This is a genomic window from Pseudomonas sp. GM78 (assembly GCF_000282475.1).
Lineage (GTDB): Bacteria > Pseudomonadota > Gammaproteobacteria > Pseudomonadales > Pseudomonadaceae > Aquipseudomonas.
The window spans coordinates 149,132-164,708 of the sequence record NZ_AKJF01000056.1; the positions used below are offsets into that span (position 1 = coordinate 149,132).

Sequence of the window (15,577 nt, forward strand, 5' to 3'; positions counted from 1 at the left end):
GTAGTCGAGAATATGTAAGGAAAGTTATCAGCAGGTGAATCTGGCATACAGCCGATAAACGGTAAATGCCATCGGCTGATATTCGGCCATTCACCACGGCATACAGGCGTTGTAGGCGCAAACTTGGCTTAAATGCCCTGTTCACTGGAGCGGGGCGGGTGTCGCCTGTTACCATTCGCCCTTTGTTTGATCTTCTTTTCGAGACTTGCCATGACCACCGTCCGCACGCGCATCGCGCCATCGCCTACCGGGGACCCCCACGTAGGTACCGCTTACATCGCACTGTTCAACTACTGCTTTGCCAAGCAGCACGGCGGTGAGTTCATCCTGCGGATCGAAGACACCGACCAGCTGCGTTCGACCCGCGAGTCCGAACAGCAGATCTTCGACGCCCTGCGCTGGCTGGGTATCGACTGGAGCGAAGGCCCGGACGTTGGTGGCCCGCACGGTCCATACCGTCAGAGCGAGCGCGGCGAGATCTATCAGAAGTACTGCCAGCAGCTGGTCGACCTGGGTCACGCCTTCCCGTGCTTCTGCACCGCCGAAGAGCTGGACCAGATGCGCGCCGAGCAAATGGCCCGTGGCGAAACCCCACGTTACGACGGCCGTGCGCTGTTGCTGTCCAAGGAAGAAGTGGCGCGCCGCCTTGCCGCTGGCGAACCGCACGTGATCCGCATGAAGGTGCCGAGCGAAGGCGTCTGCGTGGTGCCGGACATGCTGCGTGGCGACGTGGAAATCCCTTGGGACCGCATGGACATGCAAGTCCTGATGAAGACCGACGGCCTGCCGACGTACTTCCTGGCCAACGTGGTCGATGACCACCTGATGGGCATCACCCACGTGTTGCGTGGTGAAGAGTGGCTGCCATCGGCGCCAAAACTGATCCTCTTGTACGAATACTTCGGCTGGGAACAACCGGAGCTGTGCTACATGCCGCTGCTGCGTAACCCGGACAAGAGCAAGCTGTCCAAGCGCAAGAACCCGACCTCGGTGACCTTCTACGAGCGCATGGGCTTCATGCCCGAAGCCATGCTCAACTACCTGGGCCGCATGGGCTGGTCGATGCCGGACGAGCGCGAGAAGTTCTCGCTGCAGGAAATGGTCGACAACTTCGACCTCAAGCGCGTCTCCCTCGGCGGGCCGATTTTCGACATCGAGAAGCTGTCGTGGCTCAACGGCCAGTGGCTGCGTGACCTGCCGGTGGAAGAGTTCGCCGCACGCGTGCAGAAGTGGGCGTTCAACGCTGAATACATGATGAAGATCGCGCCGCACGTACAGGGCCGCGTCGAGACCTTCAGCCAGGTCGCACCGCTGGCCGGGTTCTTCTTTGCCGGTGGGGTGAATCCGGACGCCAAGCTGTTCGAATCGAAGAAGCTCTCGGGCGATCAGGTTCGCCAGTTGATGCAGTTGATCCTGTGGAAGCTCGAAAGCCTGCGCCAGTGGGAGAAGGACAGCATCACCGCGACCATTCAGGCGGTGGTCGAATCCCTGGAGTTGAAGCTGCGTGATGCCATGCCGCTGATGTTCGCCGCGATCACCGGCCAGGCCAGCTCGGTGTCGGTGCTCGATGCGATGGAAATCCTCGGGCCGGACCTGACCCGATTCCGTCTGCGCCAGGCGATCGACCTGCTGGGCGGCGTGTCGAAGAAAGAAAACAAAGAGTGGGAAAAGCTGTTGGGCGCTATCGCCTGACACGCTTGATGACGGACTGATGGCCATTGCGCACGCCTGTCGTTGGGCGCGCAGTGGTCCTCAGACTCCCGATTTTTCGGGGGGAGGGCGGTAAGTGATTGTTATGTCGGCAAAAAATTTTAAATTTTTTGAAAAATAAGTTTGACAGACCTTCGATACGCCCTTAAGATTCGCCCCGTCCTCAGCGATGAAGCCAACGGCAACATCAACGATGAGGGGCTATAGCTCAGCTGGGAGAGCGCTTGCATGGCATGCAAGAGGTCGACGGTTCGATCCCGTCTAGCTCCACCAATTTACAGTTCAAGGTCTGGCCACACCGACCTTGAATCGATCAGTACTCAGCACTGATCAGTTGTATAGAAGGGTTTGCGTCCCCTTCGTCTAGTGGCCTAGGACACCGCCCTTTCACGGCGGTAACAGGGGTTCGAGTCCCCTAGGGGACGCCAGTTTTACAGAAGCGATGTTGCAAGATGTCGCTCCGCCGCGAGGCGAAAAATCCGGGGCTATAGCTCAGCTGGGAGAGCGCCTGCATGGCATGCAGGAGGTCAGCGGTTCGATCCCGCTTAGCTCCACCAATTTTACAGTTCAAGGTCTGGCCACACCGGCCTTGAATCGATCAGTTCTCAGCGCTGATCAGTGTATAGAAGGGTTTGCGTCCCCTTCGTCTAGTGGCCTAGGACACCGCCCTTTCACGGCGGTAACAGGGGTTCGAGTCCCCTAGGGGACGCCACGATTACCCGCTCTGCGGGATTTTATAAGGGTCATTCAATTATTGAATGGCCCTTTTGTTTGTCTGGCGTTTGGCCAAATCTCCCCCTTTCTCCCAAACTGTTCTTCAGACCAGCGGTCACATCCACGACTTGCAGAAAATTATTATGAGAATAATATTCTAGTCGTAATATTCGGAGGCAACGATGAACGATAAAAAAGCTCAAACCCGCGAACGCATCCTCAAGGCTGCCAGCGCCGCGCTGATCCAGCGCGGTCCGGCCGAGCCAAGCGTTGGCGAAGTGATGGGCGCAGCCGGCCTGACCGTCGGCGGCTTTTATGCGCACTTCGAAAGCAAGGACGCCATGATGCTCGAAGCGTTCAAGCAGTTGCTGGGTCACCGCCGTGACCTGATTGCCGACATGGATGCCCAATTGACCGGTGAAGAGCGTCGCGCGTTGGTCGCTGCGTTTTATCTGTCACGCAAACACCGTGATTCCAGCGAATCTGCGTGCCCGATCCCGGCCTCGATCGGTGAACTCGGACGCCTGCCTGAGGCGTTTCGAATCGCCCTGAATGAGCACATGGAACTGATGGTCGCGCAGTTGGCGGCCAGTCCTGAAGACACCGACAAAGCCCTGGCCGATCTGGCCTTGATGGTGGGCGGCCTGGCGCTGGCACGGGCGCTGGGCCCCGGTGATTTATCCGATCGTTTGCTGCGCGCGGCCAAGTCGGCGGTGCGTTGACCTGAAGGCTGCGGCCTGGGGAGAATGCGATGAGCACGTTGAAGTGGGTTCGTGGCGTTAATGGCACCTTGGGCTGGTTCGCCCCCAAGCTGGTGGCGAGCAAAATGCGGCTGGCGTTCATGACTCCGCGCGATTTTCCACCGCGTGATTGGGAATTGCCGCTGCTGGCCAAATCCGAACGAATCACTTTGCGTTTCGGCCTCTCGGCCTTGCGCTGGGGGCAAGGCCCGGCAGTGTTGCTGATGCACGGCTGGGAAGGCCGGCCCACGCAGTTTGCCAGCCTGATCACGGCGCTGGTCGATGCCGGTTATTCGGTTGTCGCCCTGGACGGCCCGGCGCACGGTCGCTCGCCCGGGCGTGAGGCGAATGTCGTGCTGTTCGCCCGTGCCATGCTTGAAGCCGCCGCCGAGTTACCGCCGCTGCAAGCGGTCATCGGCCACTCCATGGGCGGCGCCAGTGCCATGCTTGCCGTGCAGTTGGGTTTGCGTACCGAAACCCTGGTCAGCATCGCCGCCCCGGCGCGGATTCTCGGGGTATTGCGCGGTTTCGCGCGCTATGTAGGGTTGCCCCCGAAAGCCCGCTCGGCGTTCATCCGCCAGGTCGAGACTGACGTCGGCATGCGCGCGGCGATGCTGGATGTCGCGCACTACCAACTCGACATGCCTGGCCTGATCGTGCATGCCGAAGATGACACCCATGTCCCGGTCAAGGAATCGCAGCTGATCCACGAAGCCTGGTTCGACAGTCGCCTGTTGCGTCTGCAGGAAGGCGGTCATCAGCGGGTGCTGGCCGACCCGCGGGTGATTGATGGCGTGTTATCACTGCTGGCTGGTCGCAGCCTGCAATCGCGCCAATCGGCCTGAGCATCCGTTACACTGCCCCGGTCGAATCAAACTGACCGGGGAGTGAGGCATGGGCTGGGATCGGGCAACGCCGTTTATCATTGATCTGCAAGTGGGCGCCGAAGACATCGACGGGCTGGGGCACGCCAATAACGCGGTGTACGTGACCTGGCTCGAACGCTGTGCCTGGCGTCACTCCCAGCGCCTGGGCCTGGATCTGGTCGAATACCGTCGGCTGGACCGGGCGATGGCGGTGGTGCGGCACGAGATCGATTACCTGGCGGCCGCCTATGAAGGCGACGAGTTGCAATTGGCAACCTGGATCGTCGATTGGGACCAGCGCTTGAAAATGACCCGGCATTTCCAGCTGAAGCGCCCCAGCGACAACTCGACCTTGCTGCGCGCGCAAACCACGTTCGTTTGCATCGAGCTGTCCACGGGCAAGCCCAAGCGCATGCCTGCCGAGTTCATCGAAGGCTATGGCCCGGCGCTGCAAGCCCCCGCCTGACACGATCCCCGTAGGAGCTGCCGCAGGCTGCGATCTTTTGATCTTGATTTTTAAAGACAAAAGATCGCAGCCTGCGGCAGCTCCTACACAGGGTTACCTTTTCATCAATCAAAACCAGTAAACTGCCGCACGTTTTTCGTTGAGTGTGTTTTTCATGCAAATTGCCTTGGCGCCCATGGAGGGGTTGGTCGACGATATCCTGCGCGACGTGCTGACCCGGGTGGGCGGTATCGATTGGTGCGTGACCGAATTCATTCGGGTCAACGACCAACTGCTCACGCCTGCCTATTTCCATAAATTCGGCCCGGAGCTGCTCAACGGTGCCCGGACTGCTTCCGGTGTGCCACTGCGCGTACAGCTGCTGGGTTCCGATCCGGTGTGCCTGGCGGAAAACGCCGCGCTGGCGTGCGAGCTGGGCTCTGAGGTGATCGACCTCAATTTCGGCTGCCCGGCCAAGACGGTCAACAAGTCCCGGGGCGGAGCTGTGCTGCTCAAGGAGCCTGAGCTGCTCAACCAGATCGTCGAGCATGTCCGTCGCGCCGTTCCGGCGCACATCCCGGTAACGGCCAAGATGCGCCTGGGTTTTGATAGCCCCGATGGTTCGCTGGTCTGCGCCACGGCCCTGGCTGAGGGCGGCGCCGAGCATATCGTGGTCCACGCACGGACCAAGACCGACGGCTACAAGCCACCTGCCCATTGGGAGTGGATCCCGCGCGTACAGGACGTGGTCAAGGTGCCAGTGTTTGCCAACGGCGATATCTGGAGCGTCGAAGACTGGCGCCGATGCCGCGAAATCAGCGGCGTGGAAGACATCATGCTCGGTCGCGGCCTGGTTTCGCGCCCGGATCTCGCCCGGCAAATCGCGGCGGCGAAGGCCGGTGAAGAAGTCGTCGAGATGACCTGGGCCGAACTGCTGCCGCTGATCCAGGACTTCTGGCTGCAAGCCAAGGCGCAGATGACAGCACGCCAATCGCCGGGTCGATTGAAGCAGTGGCTGGCGATGCTGACTCGCAATTATCCTGAGGCGGTAGAGCTGTTCACCGTCCTGCGTCGTGAGACCGAACTGGATCAGGTCTCGCGTTTGTTGGGTCTGCAGGTGGCTGAAGCGGCCTGAAAAAATCTGCGGAAAATCTCTTGAAAACCAATCAGCGGTCCCTATCTAAGGGTTACGCGATGCCGAATTCGGGTCGCGGAGACAAAAAACCTTGCTGATTGTTTTCAGGAGATTTGAACCATGAGTACTGCATTTTCCCTGGCCCCACTGTTCCGTTCCTCGGTAGGCTTCGACCGTTTCAACGATCTGTTCGAAACCGCCCTGCGCAACGAGCCAGGCAGCACCTACCCACCCTACAACGTGGAAAAACACGGTGACGATCAATACCGCATCGTCGTAGCGGCCGCCGGTTTCCAGGAAGAAGACCTGGACCTCCAGGTCGAGAAGGGCGTGCTGACCATCAGTGGCAGCAAACGCGACGCCAATGAAGGCGTGACCTTCCTGCACCAGGGCATCGCCCAGCGTGCGTTCAAACTGTCGTTCCGCCTGGCCGACCACATCGAAATCAAGGCCGCGGACCTGCGCAACGGTCTGTTGATCATCGACCTGTTGCGGGTTGTTCCGGAAGAGGCGAAAGCCAAGCGAATCCCGATTAATGGGACGCAGAAACCGGCTCTGCAACACTAAGTCAGAGCAGGAAGAGGGCGCCATAAGGCGCCCTTTTTTTGTGAATAAAATAAATCGGTCCCTTTTACTGCCTTTACATTCTTTGTACCCTTTACCTGTTTTATTTGCGCTCTGGTTGTCGCAGATTTTTCGAAGCCCTTGTAGGTGAGGCTCGAGGGATAGTAGGGATAGTAGGGAATAGACTATTATTATAGCTTGAGGCGGTCTCTTGAATATACGCGTTTGCCCTCTGTTTTAGTTTTTCGATAGCACTATTCAAGCCCGCAAGATGATTGTCCATTTGGTTTATACTATCGTTAGGTAGGTTAGCCCTCCCTAATGTCAGGTCATGTATTATTGTTCTTCTTTTTATGAATTTGGCTTGGTGCTGGAGGACTGTTGGCATAAAACCCGCAGCGTGTTCCGCTGCTGTTTTTTCAATGTTTTCAATAAGCGTATCGTCGTAATGTTTGTTTATACTATTGTTGAACAGAGTATGAATGACGCTCTCCGAATCGGAAGTCCCGTCGAGTCTGGTACGGTGCGGTACTGTTGCGTTTAATTCTTCTATGGTGTCAGGAGACATTCTAAAGCCGGTTTTTTTAAGAATTTTCTTGTTCATTACTTCAATAACCTTGTCAAGGCCATGACCCGTTGGGTCAGTATTGAGGATCGGATTGCCAAGGCAGTAAGTATAAGCATTTAAACCGCCTTTCCCGAACGGACTCAAACTGTCCGGGGAGTTAAATCTCATCAAAATCGGATTAAACTGCCGATATCCATTACCTAAATGATAATGCCCTGTTACCGGATCGGGCCGTTCGCCGTTAAACCCTAGCAAACTAAGTAAGCCGTTGTAGTGTCGGCGATGGCCGTAGGGCGTGTAAGCGATGGGTTGAGCTCGGCCCGCGTTAAGCGCGTTTAGAACTGTCATTTGAAGGTCAGTTGCCAACAGCGTGATGTCTACCTGATCATCCATGTGCTGTTGTTGCGCCAACACGTGGTCGTCATGCTGAATAATACTGTGCTTGACCGAGCCCTGGATTTCAGTGGCCAAGTGGTCGTTACAGTGAAAACGCTGAATGCCGGCTTGTCCAATAGGCGCCCAATTAATCGATCGATCCAGCGCATCGTAGCGATAACGGCACAGCAGGTTCTGGCGAGGTGATATGGGCATTGGCTGAGCTCCGATCAAGGTCCGAAAGGCTGGACTTAAAGCATCGGCGCAATTTCAGTTTCTGCCCACTATCAGAACTGCTAGTCCGCTCATGTGGCTGGGGGCAATGCAATCAAGTCCACCCATACCTAACCAGATGAAAGAAAATCGGCGCCGCAAAGCACACCGAATCCAGTCGGTCGAGCATGCCACCATGGCCTTCGATCATATGTCCCCAATCCTTCACCCCACGGTCGCGCTTGATCGCCGACATCACAATGCCGCCGGCGAAGCCCAGCAGGTTGATCAGCAGGGCGATGAGCAGCGACTGCCAGGCGGTGAACGGCGTGATCCACCACAAGGCGCAGCCGATCAGGGAGGCCAGCAGGATGCCGCCGACAAAACCTTCCACGGTCTTGGACGGCGACAGGTTCGGGGCGATCTTGCGTTTGCCGAACAATTTGCCGCACACGTACTGCAGCACATCCGACATCTGCACCACGATCACCAGGTAGGCGATCAATAGCAGGTTTCGCCCCTCATAACCGGCGATGTCCAGAGTCAGCAGGGCGGGGACATGGGATACGCAGAACACTGCGATCATCAGGCCCCACTGGACTTTCGAGGCACGTTCGAGGAAGTGCGTGCTGTCGCCGCCCAGGGACGCCAGGATCGGCAGGAGCAGGAACACGTAGACCGGAATGAAGATCGAGAACAGCCCGTACCAGTCGTAGTAAATCAGCAGGTACTGCAGCGGCAGCGCCAGGTAGAAGGCCGCGACCAAAGCCGGGTAGTCACTGCGGCGGGTGGGCGTGAGGGTCATGAATTCGCGCAGGGCGTAGAAGGACACGGTGTAGAACAGCAGGATCACCGCAGTGGTGCCGAGCCAGAAGGCGATCCCGATCACCAGGACCATCACCCACCAGGCGTTGATCCGCGCGTTGAGGTTGTCGATCACCGGGTTGGGGCTGCCTTGGCTGCGGCGCTTGAGCACCCAACCAATCGCCGAGGCCAGCAGCAGAAACGCGCCAATCCCGCCGAACAACATCAAGGTTTGTCTATCCATGTCAGGCATGCTCCCCGGCCAGGCTCAGCAGCGCGTCGCGACTGCGTTCGAGAAAGTGCGTCTTGCTTTCGTCTTCGCTCAGGGTCAGCGCAGCGCCAAAGCTGAGGGTGCATAACAACGGCAGCGGCAGGACCCGCCCCTTGGGCATGACGCGGTTGAGGTTGGCGATCCACACCGGGATCAACTGCGCCTGGGGATACTGCCTTGCCAGGTGGTACAGCCCGCTCTTGAACGGCAGCAAACCCTCATCGGGGTTGCGCGTGCCTTCGGGGAAGATGATCAGCGAGTCACCGTTTTCCAGGGCGTCGAGCATTGGCTGCAAGGGATTATCGGCGGGGTCCTTGCGTTCACGGTCAACCAGCACGCCATTGAACACCTGGTTGATGATGTAGCGCCGCAGCGGGCTTTTCAGCCAGTAGTCGGAGCCTGCCACGGGCCGGGTGATGGTGCGCAGGGTTGGCGGCAGCGAGGCCCACAGCAGGACGAAATCGCCATGGCTGCTGTGGTTGGCAAAGTAGATACGTTGTACCGGTTCCGGCGCACAACCGAGCCACAAACTGCGCGCGCCGGTCAGGATGCGCGCGGCCGAAGTGATGAGGGTGGCAACCACGGGTTCGAGCATGGGAACTCCTTATCCAGCAAAGGTCAGCCAGGGGCCGGCCAGGATGAAAACCAGCGTCAATAACAGTTGTGCCGCCACCAGCAGCGCCTGGCGGCGTAACAGTTTCACGGCGCCGGCGATGCGATCGTTCCAGGGGCGGCCGCCGCGGTCGGCGGGTTGCAGGCCCAGGGCCGCCAGTGCCTGGTCCAGGGCTTGGGTGCGCTGAGGGAGGTCTTCGGCAGGGTTGGCAAGGTGCTGGAACAGCTCGGCGTCGAAGGCAACCCGCAGTGCCCAGTACTTTTGCCACAGACCGAGCACCAGCAGCCCACTGCTGCAGACCAGGCCCCACCACCCCGGTCCGGGAGTTATGTATTGGCTCAGGCCGAGCAGGGCGCCCAGCAGGGTGAGGCCGCAGGAGAGTCGATCCAGTGAGTAGCCGCGACGCAACAGGCTGGCGGTCGTCTGCAACTGCATATCAATGGACACTGTGCATCTCCATAGGGGTCGCCAGCGGTTCCAGCGCCTCTCGGTGACGCGGCCCCAGGACAATTCCCGGGCGTGCGCGCTGGATCAACAAAAAGGCTTCGGCGACACTGCTGGCCCGCCCGGTATGCAACAGCCAGGCGGCTACGGCGGTGGCGCTGCGCGAATAGCCCAGGGCGCAGCAGACCAGTAGCGGCCCGTGCTGGCGCAGGCTTTCGATGGCCAATGCGGCTTCCTGGCATTGCGCGGTGGTGGGGGCGGTCAGGTCCAGGACAGGCAGTGTGCGGTAGACGACGGCGCCAGGATCGAGGGACAGTTCGGCACACAGGTCGAACACCGCGGTGAAGGCGCTGCCCTTGAGTTCCCCGCGAGTCGGTATGCGCCCGAGCCAGACGTCATCGAGCACTTGGTCTGGCAGCGGATTGTTGCGGGTCCACAGGCGCGAATTGAGCCAGGCGGCCGCCAGGTAGGGCGCCAGCAACCAGCGCGCGGCGTGGGACAGTCGCCCGTCGGCGCGCTTCTGAAACCCTCCTGCGTCCAGGACGGCGTAATTGAGCGCCACCAGCAGCAAGGCGGATGCCGGCCAGGTCAGCCACAGCCAAGCCCCGCCGAAGTAAAAGGTCGGGACGGCGAAAGCAGCAGCCCCCAACAGGTAACACAACGCCAGTTGCCAGCGTTTTTTCTCGGTTGCCAGTCGGGCGCCGTGCAGAGGCCCCGGCCCCTCCAGCGGCCATAGCCAGACACACAGCCAGCCAAGCAGAGCACCGGTAGGCAGGTCAATGAAGTGGTGTTGGTAAGTGGTCAGCACCGAGAGCCCGATCAGGGTAAACCAGGCATGCATCAATCCGCGCCAGAAGCCCTGCAGGTGCCGGTGATAGCAGGTCCACAGGATGACCAACAGCGCAATGTGCAGCGATGGCGCCTGATTGAACGGCTTGTCGAAGCCTGCCAGGACGTCGAACAGCCAACCGAATACGCCATCCAGTTCCGGCCGGGCGAAGGTGAAGCGCAACGGCCAGATCAGAAAACAACTGACCGCAATGAGTTGCGCGGTCAGCAGGCGCAAGGCGTGGCGCTTGAGTTCCTCGCGACTGTTGGGCAACAACAGGGACAGCCCGTACAGCAAATCGATGGACCAGTACGGGACGATGCTCCAGGCCCAGAACGGCATGTGGGTTTCCCAGCCGAACACCAGGCTGCCGACATCGTCGCGCTGGGTGGTGACCCAGGTGGCGAAGCCGTAGGTGCCGAAAAACAATGGCGCCAGGAGCAGCAGCCAGAGCACTGCGGGCTTGAGCAAGCCGGGTTCGCGTGCGGTTGTCGCGGTGTATGGCATCACGACACCCGTTGCGCGAGAGCCACGCTGAAAATCCCCCACTCGTCGACGCGCATGCCGACTTTGCGAAAGCCGGCGGCCTCAACCAGCTGGTCCATTTCCGCCTGGGTGCGCCGGCGCATGACCCAGGCCTGGCCTTCACGGTGGCTGGTCAAGGCGCGGGCGATCAGTTCCAGCTGCGGGTGCCAGGGTTGGCCGGTGTAGACCAGGTATCCGCCAGGTTCCACGGCTTCGGCCAGGCCGGCCAGGGAAGCGCCGACCATCTGGTTGTCGGCGAACAGTTCGTACAGCCCGGAGACCACCGCCAGGGTCGGTTTGGGCTCCAGCGCGGCCAGATCGGCACGGTCGAAGGCATCGCCCTTGACGAATCGTGCGATGTCTTCCAAGCCTTTTTCCCGGATCAGTGCGCTGCCGTCACGTACGTTGATATCGCTGTAGTCGCGCAACAGAATCGATTCGGGTAACGGGCTGATGCCCTGCAAGGCTTCGAGAATGTAGCGTCCGTGTCCGGCGGCGATGTCGACGATGCGCACTTCGCGGCCCTGGTCGCGTAATTGCTGCATTGCCAGGCGCAGCAGTTCTTCGACGTGCAGCTTGCGTTGACGAATGCCGCGCCAGCCGATGGAGTCGAGGTAATTGCGGTCGATCAGGCGGCCGACACCCGAGGTGCCCGTGGGCGTATTGCGATAGACATAGTCCAGGGTGCTTCCGGAGTCGAATCCTGTGTCGAAGCCTAGCTTGATCCCGGACGACAGTTGGCTGCCCAGGCGCATGCTGGCGCGGGTCATGCGCCAATACAGATCGCGCAGCGAGTTGCGCGGCAGCGGCGCGGCCAGTGATTCGGATTCGGCGCAGGTCAGGCCCAGGCGATCGGCGGCCAGCAGGGCAGGGCGTTCGGTGGGCTGTGCGAAGTTCTGCAGGATGAAACGACGTGCGCTGGCGACGGCGTGTCCACGGTTCTTTTCACCCAGGGTGTCGTGGAAGAATCCCGGCAGGACATGTTTTTCCTTGTGCAGAGTGCCCAGGCGCTCGAAGAACTGTTCCTGGGGTTGGCGGTGTACGACGAAGTCGGCACCGGAGATCAACATCTGAGTGGGTATCGCGATGGCCTGGGCATCGGCCACCACTCGGTCGGCGGCCTCATAGAGACCGAGCAGGACATTGACTGAAATTGCCTTGGTGATCAGCGGGTCGCTGTCGTAGCTGGCGACGCGCTGCGGGTCATGGCTGAGAAAGCGCGCCTTGACGTAGCTGTTGACGAAAAAGTTGCCGCGCCACCGGCGCATCAGCGCCAACCCCTGACGGGCGAAGGGCACATAGAGCTTGACCTTGAACGCCGGTGACGCCAGCACCAGCGCACGTATGCGCGGCGCGTAGTCGTGGGCCCAGGTGGCGACGATCACCGCGCCGACGCTCTGGGCGATCACCGCCATATTTTCTTCATCGATACCGTAAACCGCGCTCAGGTGCTCGCAGAAGGTCTGCACGTCCCGCACGCTGGTGGCAAAGCTGGGGCTGTCGCCCCGGGCGCCCGGCGAGAGGCCATGGCCCCGGGCATCCCAGGCGAAGAAGTCAAAGCCGGGCAGCTCCAGTTCATCCACCAGATGGGCAATGCGCCCGGAGTGTTCATGGCCACGGTGAAACAACAGTACGGCCTGGCGTGGCGTTCCCGGTTCAGGGCTGCCGGGCCAGTGGCGGTAGAACAACTGCACGCCGTCGTGGGTGGTGAATGTCTGTTGCTGTGCTTCGCGCATTGCCATTTCCTTAGGCTGAAGAGCTGTCGATGTGTACTTCCCTGAGGCCCTGGCGGACCCGATTGACCATGGTGTAAACCAGCAGCATCGCGATGATCGCGAACACCGTGTTGATCCAGAACGGGCTGAGCCAGCCCGGTACGATGCCGGCGGCCACGACCCCCAGCACGAAAGCCCGGTCACTTTTGCCCATGGGTCCGTCATAGCGCCGCGAAGCCCCGACCATCGGCCCCAACACGCCGCTGTACTCGCTGAACAAGGCGAGCAGGGTCACCAGCAGCACCAGCCACAGGCTGACACCGGGCAGCAGGGCAAAGGGTAGGATCAAGGCGCAGTCGGCGGTGATGTCGCACAACTCGTTGAGATAGGCCCCCAGGCGCGACTGCTGGTCGAATTCGCGAGCCAGCATGCCGTCGATGGCGTTGAGCGCCATGCGCACCAGCATCCAGATCGGTACCAGCACAAAGACCCAGGGGTGATGCACGAAACCGGCGATCACCAAGCCCACCAGGATTGAGCCGATGCCGGCTATCAGGGTGATCTGGTTGGCGGTGGTGCCGTTGTCGAACAAGCGCCGGACCAGGGGGCGCAGGAGGTTTTGGAATGCGGGTTTGATTTGGTAGATGCTGGGCACGTTGATGAGGTCTCGGGGGAGGCGATATGGTTACTGAGTGTAGATGGCATCCTGAGATGGATTTGGGGACGGCGCCTGGTGTGTGGGTTTAATGCTCAAAGCGTGTCAGGGATTCGTCCATGGCTTGGCCAGTGACAGCTTGATGAGGTAGCGCTCCTCGGTGGGGTGCCTGTAATCCTTGAAGCGATTGACCACCAGCATCACTTGATACTGGGTGCCTGCATGCCAGTAGGAGGTGCCGCCCTTGTTCACATCCCGCAATTGGGCTCGCCATTGCGGGGTGTCGGCGAACGGTGGGTCTTCTTCGACGCGGATAGGTGTCCAGCCAGCTCTGCGCCATTGCTCTTGCAGATCCAGCACGACCTTGACGGTGTCGTCGAGCAATAGCGGCTCGATTTGTGGGGACATGCGGACACCGTGGATGTGTTCATCATCAAACATCACCGTGAAAAAACGGGCCAGAGGGGTTACAAAACCGTACTTGGGATCAATGAAGCGCAGGCGTGCATCTGATTTCGGAACACTGAACCATGAGCGCCCCGGAATGGCTGGGCCAATGCTAGCGCTGGAGCGCTGGCGCATAGACTCGTAGGGCTCGCCAATCAACAGGGCGATTTCCGGCTCATCCGATAGGGTCTCGATCACGGCCAGTGTCAGAAGGGCCGCGACTGCCAGTACTGACATGCCGCGTCGCCAGCCCATGCGTTGCATCAGGTTCACCGCACGCCTCCACCCCAGGCGATATCCCGAATCGATTGCTCAATCTGGTCGCGCTGGTCGCTGTGCAGTAAATCGTTAAACTGCGCCGCGGCTTTGAGCACAAAGGTCATGCGCCGTTCGATGTCAGCCGGGTTGGCAAAGGGATTGCTGCCAAAACCAATGGTGCGTCCGTCCTCGATTGGATGGCACTGGCTGGCAAGCGTCAGCTCGATGGCCTGAGCTGCACCGGAGGGGATGTTAGTGACGTAGGAGGCATGGTTACCGCGCAATAACCATTTCAGACCGCTGTCGTTGTACATAGCTGGTTGCAGAATATTGACCTGTTCGTGCTTGGCTAGATACTCAACACTCTTGGCAATATTGCCCGCCTCGATCGCCTCAAAGGCTTGGAGGATTTCCTCTTGGCTAGTCCCGAATTCCAGAGTTTCCTGCCCCACTGGCCACAGCACCGGATGCTGACCAGTGCCATAGATGTTTTTTCGTGAAGCGAGGCAGTCCTTCAGCGCCTCCAACCCCCGTTCCTTGTAGAACACATGCAGCGGATACACATCTAGGAACAGCGTGGTATTGCCCATGGCCAGCATCTCGTACACAAACCGGTACATCCGTTGCGAGAGCGACAAGGGAAGGTCGGCACCCCAGTGGGTGAAGCCCCACACCGGGTTATCCCGGTTGGCCTCTTCGTACTCGCGCTGGCGCTGCTCAAACGCCCGAATGGTCGCGCGCTTTTCCCGCTCACTGGGACTGAGCAAGCCTCTCAGTCCTTGTCTGGCATTGTCCCTCAATTGCTGTATCGCCTCTTCTTCCGCCCGAATTTTCTCGACCGAATCAGCCGCGTGCAGCAGACCACAGCCCACCTGTTTCGAAGCGAACGCCGCAAGACCAGCCCACTGGAAACGCGGGTCATGGCGCCACAGCTGGGCGTAGGCGGCATTGATCGCCTTGTTGCGCGCCTTCGGGTCGGCAATCAGCTTGCCGCCCGGCGCCACGACGTTTTCGACCCGCTGCTGGTAGCCGCGCCAATGGTTTTCGCAGACCGTCCCTGGCCGTTCGCTGAGCGTCGGCGAGGGCGCCCGCGCTGAAGTGAAACTGGATTGTCGTGGCGTCACCGGATTGCTGGGCGAAACGGGCGCGGCCGCCTGTTGAGGGGCACTCCTCACGGCTTGCGGCGCTGAACCCTGGGTGGACTCATAGCTGACGTTGGTAAACGACGGGAGGAGCCCGGCCTTGCAGGGACAGCTGCTGCGGCTATCCAGCGAGCCAGCTGCCAGCCTGCCGTGACTGTCAAAGAAAGAGATTCCACCGACGATTTCATAGGTTTCGTCGTTCTTGCCACAGGAAACGGGATCCCCGACGCGAGCGTGAGCGAAGCCATACATCATGATGCGGGTATCGGTGTCCAGCACCTCGCCACCACAAGTGGTCTTGTCACCCTTGCGAATGAAATATCCCTTTGTCATTGCTTCAACTCCTTGTCTGTTGGCGATCTGCAGCACAAGGGTTCAATACGAAGGTGTCAGGCGTAAATCAGACGTTTCCGGAATGCGTGTAGGAAAGGGGGATTGAATCGAAGGTGGGGATTTGTAGGAGCGAGCATGCTCGCGATGAACCTGAGAGTGTCGCGGGGTGTCAGTCTCCCCGCGTTATCGTTGACGACCATCGCGAGCATGC

General features: G+C 59.9%; 15 protein-coding genes and 4 tRNA genes. 10 read left to right on the forward strand and 9 right to left on the reverse strand.

The features are described 5' to 3' along the window. Positions 1–210 precede the first annotated feature (210 nt). The 10 genes from gltX to PMI35_RS25380 all read left to right on the forward strand — a co-directional run bounded on the left by gltX (position 211) and on the right by PMI35_RS25380 (position 6,177). On the forward strand, positions 211–1,692 hold the full coding sequence (gene gltX / locus PMI35_RS25425; RefSeq protein ID WP_008056328.1) for a glutamate--tRNA ligase: 1,482 nt from the start codon (positions 211–213) through the stop codon (positions 1,690–1,692). A gap of 215 nt (positions 1,693–1,907) precedes the next feature. Then, positions 1,908–1,983: transfer RNA gene (locus PMI35_RS25420), tRNA-Ala, on the forward strand. Positions 1,984–2,062: 79 nt separating this feature from the next. Next, a tRNA-Glu gene (locus PMI35_RS25415) sits at positions 2,063–2,138 on the forward strand. A 53-nt stretch (positions 2,139–2,191) separates the two neighbouring features. After that, positions 2,192–2,267 (forward strand) — tRNA-Ala (locus PMI35_RS25410). 79 nt (positions 2,268–2,346) lie between these two features. Beyond that, positions 2,347–2,422: transfer RNA gene (locus PMI35_RS25405), tRNA-Glu, on the forward strand. 184 nt (positions 2,423–2,606) lie between these two features. After that, positions 2,607–3,146 (forward strand): TetR/AcrR family transcriptional regulator, encoded by a 540-nt coding sequence (locus PMI35_RS25400; RefSeq protein ID WP_008056330.1) that lies wholly within the window; start codon positions 2,607–2,609, stop codon positions 3,144–3,146. Positions 3,147–3,175: 29 nt separating this feature from the next. Next, positions 3,176–4,009 carry an alpha/beta fold hydrolase gene (locus PMI35_RS25395; protein ID WP_008056331.1) on the forward strand — a complete coding sequence of 278 codons (834 nt, stop codon included), beginning with the start codon at positions 3,176–3,178 and terminating at the stop codon, positions 4,007–4,009. A 49-nt stretch (positions 4,010–4,058) separates the two neighbouring features. Then, the gene (locus PMI35_RS25390) at positions 4,059–4,496 is read left to right on the forward strand and encodes an acyl-CoA thioesterase (protein WP_008056333.1); all 438 of its coding nucleotides are present in this window, start codon (positions 4,059–4,061) and stop codon (positions 4,494–4,496) included. Between the two features lie 154 nt (positions 4,497–4,650). Then, positions 4,651–5,610: a tRNA dihydrouridine synthase gene (locus PMI35_RS25385; protein WP_008056335.1), complete on the forward strand. Its 960-nt coding sequence runs from the start codon at positions 4,651–4,653 to the stop codon at positions 5,608–5,610. A gap of 120 nt (positions 5,611–5,730) precedes the next feature. After that, complete coding sequence (locus PMI35_RS25380) at positions 5,731–6,177, forward strand: Hsp20 family protein (protein WP_008056337.1); 447 nt, start codon at positions 5,731–5,733, stop codon at positions 6,175–6,177. A 100-nt stretch (positions 6,178–6,277) separates the two neighbouring features. Here the strand turns inward: PMI35_RS25380 and PMI35_RS33260 are convergent, their stop codons facing one another. The 9 genes from PMI35_RS33260 to PMI35_RS25340 form a co-directional block, all read right to left on the reverse strand. Beyond that, positions 6,278–7,333, reverse strand: coding sequence for an RHS repeat-associated core domain-containing protein (locus tag PMI35_RS33260; RefSeq protein ID WP_008056338.1), 1,056 nt, complete (start codon positions 7,331–7,333; stop codon positions 6,278–6,280). Between the two features lie 112 nt (positions 7,334–7,445). Further along, positions 7,446–8,378 (reverse strand): phosphatidate cytidylyltransferase, encoded by a 933-nt coding sequence (locus PMI35_RS25375; protein WP_008056340.1) that lies wholly within the window; start codon positions 8,376–8,378, stop codon positions 7,446–7,448. A gap of 1 nt (position 8,379) precedes the next feature. Further along, complete coding sequence (locus PMI35_RS25370) at positions 8,380–9,000, reverse strand: lysophospholipid acyltransferase family protein (RefSeq protein ID WP_008056342.1); 621 nt, start codon at positions 8,998–9,000, stop codon at positions 8,380–8,382. 9 nt (positions 9,001–9,009) lie between these two features. Next, entirely contained in the window at positions 9,010–9,465 is a 456-nt protein-coding gene (locus PMI35_RS25365) for a hypothetical protein (RefSeq protein WP_008056344.1), read from the reverse strand. Next, positions 9,455–10,798 (reverse strand): phosphatase PAP2/dual specificity phosphatase family protein, encoded by a 1,344-nt coding sequence (locus PMI35_RS25360; RefSeq protein ID WP_008056346.1) that lies wholly within the window; start codon positions 10,796–10,798, stop codon positions 9,455–9,457. Before PMI35_RS25360 ends, PMI35_RS25365 begins: the two co-directional genes overlap by 11 nt. After that, positions 10,798–12,552, reverse strand: coding sequence for a bifunctional alpha/beta hydrolase/class I SAM-dependent methyltransferase (locus PMI35_RS25355; protein ID WP_008056349.1), 1,755 nt, complete (start codon positions 12,550–12,552; stop codon positions 10,798–10,800). The genes PMI35_RS25360 and PMI35_RS25355 overlap by 1 nt, the downstream gene beginning before the upstream one ends. A 10-nt stretch (positions 12,553–12,562) precedes the next feature. After that, positions 12,563–13,186, reverse strand: a complete 624-nt coding sequence (locus PMI35_RS25350; protein ID WP_008056350.1) for a CDP-alcohol phosphatidyltransferase family protein — start codon at positions 13,184–13,186, stop codon at positions 12,563–12,565. Positions 13,187–13,291: 105 nt separating this feature from the next. Then, positions 13,292–13,906 (reverse strand): hypothetical protein, encoded by a 615-nt coding sequence (locus PMI35_RS25345; protein WP_008056352.1) that lies wholly within the window; start codon positions 13,904–13,906, stop codon positions 13,292–13,294. After that, positions 13,903–15,366, reverse strand: a complete 1,464-nt coding sequence (locus tag PMI35_RS25340) for a PAAR domain-containing protein (RefSeq protein ID WP_008056354.1) — start codon at positions 15,364–15,366, stop codon at positions 13,903–13,905. The genes PMI35_RS25345 and PMI35_RS25340 overlap by 4 nt, the downstream gene beginning before the upstream one ends. Positions 15,367–15,577 lie beyond the last annotated feature (211 nt).

What these genes read in the sequence shown, in the direction of transcription:
- gltX (WP_008056328.1), top strand. Translation starts at nt 211, where the DNA reads ATGACCACCGTCCGCACGCGCATCGCGCCATCGCCTACCGGGGACCCC.
- PMI35_RS25360 (WP_008056346.1), bottom strand. Translation starts at nt 10,798, where the DNA reads ATGCCATACACCGCGACAACCGCACGCGAACCCGGCTTGCTCAAGCCC.
- PMI35_RS33260 (WP_008056338.1), bottom strand. Translation starts at nt 7,333, where the DNA reads ATGCCCATATCACCTCGCCAGAACCTGCTGTGCCGTTATCGCTACGAT.
- PMI35_RS25395 (WP_008056331.1), top strand. Translation starts at nt 3,176, where the DNA reads ATGAGCACGTTGAAGTGGGTTCGTGGCGTTAATGGCACCTTGGGCTGG.
- PMI35_RS25375 (WP_008056340.1), bottom strand. Translation starts at nt 8,378, where the DNA reads ATGGATAGACAAACCTTGATGTTGTTCGGCGGGATTGGCGCGTTTCTG.
- PMI35_RS25380 (WP_008056337.1), top strand. Translation starts at nt 5,731, where the DNA reads ATGAGTACTGCATTTTCCCTGGCCCCACTGTTCCGTTCCTCGGTAGGC.
- PMI35_RS25340 (WP_008056354.1), bottom strand. Translation starts at nt 15,366, where the DNA reads ATGACAAAGGGATATTTCATTCGCAAGGGTGACAAGACCACTTGTGGT.
- PMI35_RS25390 (WP_008056333.1), top strand. Translation starts at nt 4,059, where the DNA reads ATGGGCTGGGATCGGGCAACGCCGTTTATCATTGATCTGCAAGTGGGC.
- PMI35_RS25385 (WP_008056335.1), top strand. Translation starts at nt 4,651, where the DNA reads ATGCAAATTGCCTTGGCGCCCATGGAGGGGTTGGTCGACGATATCCTG.
- PMI35_RS25370 (WP_008056342.1), bottom strand. Translation starts at nt 9,000, where the DNA reads ATGCTCGAACCCGTGGTTGCCACCCTCATCACTTCGGCCGCGCGCATC.
- PMI35_RS25355 (WP_008056349.1), bottom strand. Translation starts at nt 12,552, where the DNA reads ATGCGCGAAGCACAGCAACAGACATTCACCACCCACGACGGCGTGCAG.
- PMI35_RS25400 (WP_008056330.1), top strand. Translation starts at nt 2,607, where the DNA reads ATGAACGATAAAAAAGCTCAAACCCGCGAACGCATCCTCAAGGCTGCC.